At 63.3% G+C, this 2,079-nt stretch carries 2 protein-coding genes and 1 pseudogene; all 3 read right to left on the bottom strand.

Annotated elements, in window-relative coordinates:
• Nucleotides 1–744 (bottom strand): annotated as a pseudogene (locus IF64_RS0124835) (hypothetical protein); the annotation flags it as partial.
• A 30-nt stretch (nucleotides 745–774) separates the two neighbouring features.
• Nucleotides 775–1,404 carry a DUF3558 domain-containing protein gene (locus tag IF64_RS0124830; protein ID WP_030534592.1) on the bottom strand — a complete coding sequence of 210 codons (630 nt, stop codon included), beginning with the start codon at nucleotides 1,402–1,404 and terminating at the stop codon, nucleotides 775–777.
• Nucleotides 1,401–1,874: a hypothetical protein gene (locus tag IF64_RS0124825; protein WP_048807436.1), complete on the bottom strand. Its 474-nt coding sequence runs from the start codon at nucleotides 1,872–1,874 to the stop codon at nucleotides 1,401–1,403. Before IF64_RS0124825 ends, IF64_RS0124830 begins: the two co-directional genes overlap by 4 nt.
• Nucleotides 1,875–2,079 lie beyond the last annotated feature (205 nt).

Genomic DNA, 2,079 nt, shown 5'->3' with positions numbered 1-2,079 from the left:
ACCACCACTCACACCCACCGGACCGCCACCCGACACCGGCCCACCAGAACCAACCGGCCCACCACCGACCGGACCGCCCCCGGAACCACCACGCGGCTCATCGATATCGATCACCCCGGTACCCGCGTCCTTCACCGTCGACGCCGGATCCCGCTCAATACTCCCGAAATCACCACCACTCTTACCGAGCTGACCGAAATCCCCCTCCATGTCATAAGCAGCCTGCACAACATTCGACTCGTAACCGGAGTAGATCTCACGAGCCTGATCAACCTGGGCCTTGTACCGCCGCGCGTCCGCCTCAGCATCGGTCTCCCACGGAGCCACACTGTCCCAAAACCCAGTCTCCGGCTCCTGCGCAGGAACATCCGGCAACGAGTTCTTGATGTTCTCGAACGCCGAAGCATTCGTGGTCAGGTACTCCGCGTTGCGTCGATACGTTTCCCCCGTGGCATGAGAGGTCTTCGCCGTCGATCGGATGGCCTCCGACGCCGCGTCAGCACCCGCGCCCGACCAGGAGCTTTCCAAGGCCTTCAACATGTCACTGCTCGCTGAGGCCACTTCGTCGTGACCAGAGGTGACCTGGCCCATCTTGCCCGAGTTCTCCGACCACTTGGCGGCGTCTCCCGCGCGAATCCGCCGGACCAGCTCGTGAATCGGCACCGAGCTGCCGAAGACGTTCAGCTGCTCGAACAGAACCTTGGCCTTCGCCTCACCAAGGTCCCCACCGAACAAGTTCCCCATCTGGCTCCCCCTCCTGCTCGACGTGCCCGGTCAGGCCTTCGCCTTCAACTTGCCGATGACCTCGGTCGCCAGCTGTCGGCCGACCTGGCAGGCATCCACGCCTTCGTCTTCTTTCTCAGTGCTGATCGTGACGGTGGTACCCACGGCATACTTGTCCGAGATTCCGGTGACGAGGGTGCAGATCGGGTCGTCATGACTCTTCTTGAAGGCCACCGTCGGCAATCCGTCGATCGGTTCGACCTCCTCGAAGATCTTCATCTTCGGTCGCGTATTGGCGTACCAAGAGCTGAGTCCCTGCGCTGCGTCGGTATAGAAGCTGACGACAAAGCCAGCGTCCTGCCGCGCACTTCCCCAATCGCAGCGCGGGCCCAACCCCTCTTCGTCAGCAACAGTTCCCTGTGAGGCGCCCTCTCCCAACGCGTCTTCGACCTGCGCACGTTCTAGCAGGTCACAAGGGTGTCCGGACAGTACTGATTCCGGTAGCGGCTGGTCGACCGCAGGAGCCCCGCTGTGAGGCAACTCTTCACGTGGAGCCGACTCCGTTGGCGAACCGACCTGAGTATCGGGAGCCGGTTGGGCTTCGCCCTCCTCACCGTCTGCTGAGCAGCCGGTCGCAACGAACGCAGCACCACACGCCAGTGCGACGAGCACCCGCTTCATCCGAGATAACCTCCGTCAGAACTCTCGCCACCGGCCTTCTTCATGTCGTTCCCGGCCTGCTGATCGCTTTGCTGGTAGACGTCGAGCGCTTTCCTCAACTTGTCGGCGAGGTCTCGATGCTGTTTGAGTTCCCCATCGACATGGTCAGCGCCGAGCTCGAACATCCGCACCGCGACGCTGTTGAAGCCCTCACTCCCCGGGTCCTTGGCAGGCGGCTCCATGCTCGTGAGTTCACGGGCCAAGGATGCTTGTTGACGGAGACGCCCGACAGCCCACTCGGCCGTCTTCACGATGGATTCGGCGCTCTCGGGGTCCAGCTCGAACCGACCGTTGACCGACTCGCCGACGGACGACACGGCGCCGGTCAGCCAGCCGCTCTCGGTGGCCGTTCCCTTCTCACCCTTGATGGCGAAGGTGAACTTGTCCCAGAAGTTCGAACCTCCGGCCGCCTTACCCGCGTCCTCGCTCATCGACTGACCTCCCCCGTCAGTGTCCGCGCACAGCTGCAGCGGAAGCCTAGCGTAGCGGGCCGGCCACCGTCTGCGGGCGAAACCGGCAAACACACCCAGCTCCACCACAACTAGGGAGTGTCTCCTTATTGCCGAAGCCAGAGGGTGATCGCGCGGAGGACGATGCCTCCTCGGTAGACGGCGGCGAGCTTGTCGTAGCGGGTGG

It is taken from the genome of Prauserella rugosa (assembly GCF_000719975.1).
GTDB lineage: Bacteria > Actinomycetota > Actinomycetes > Mycobacteriales > Pseudonocardiaceae > Prauserella > Prauserella rugosa.
This window is presented reverse-complemented; position numbering and strand designations above follow the sequence as displayed.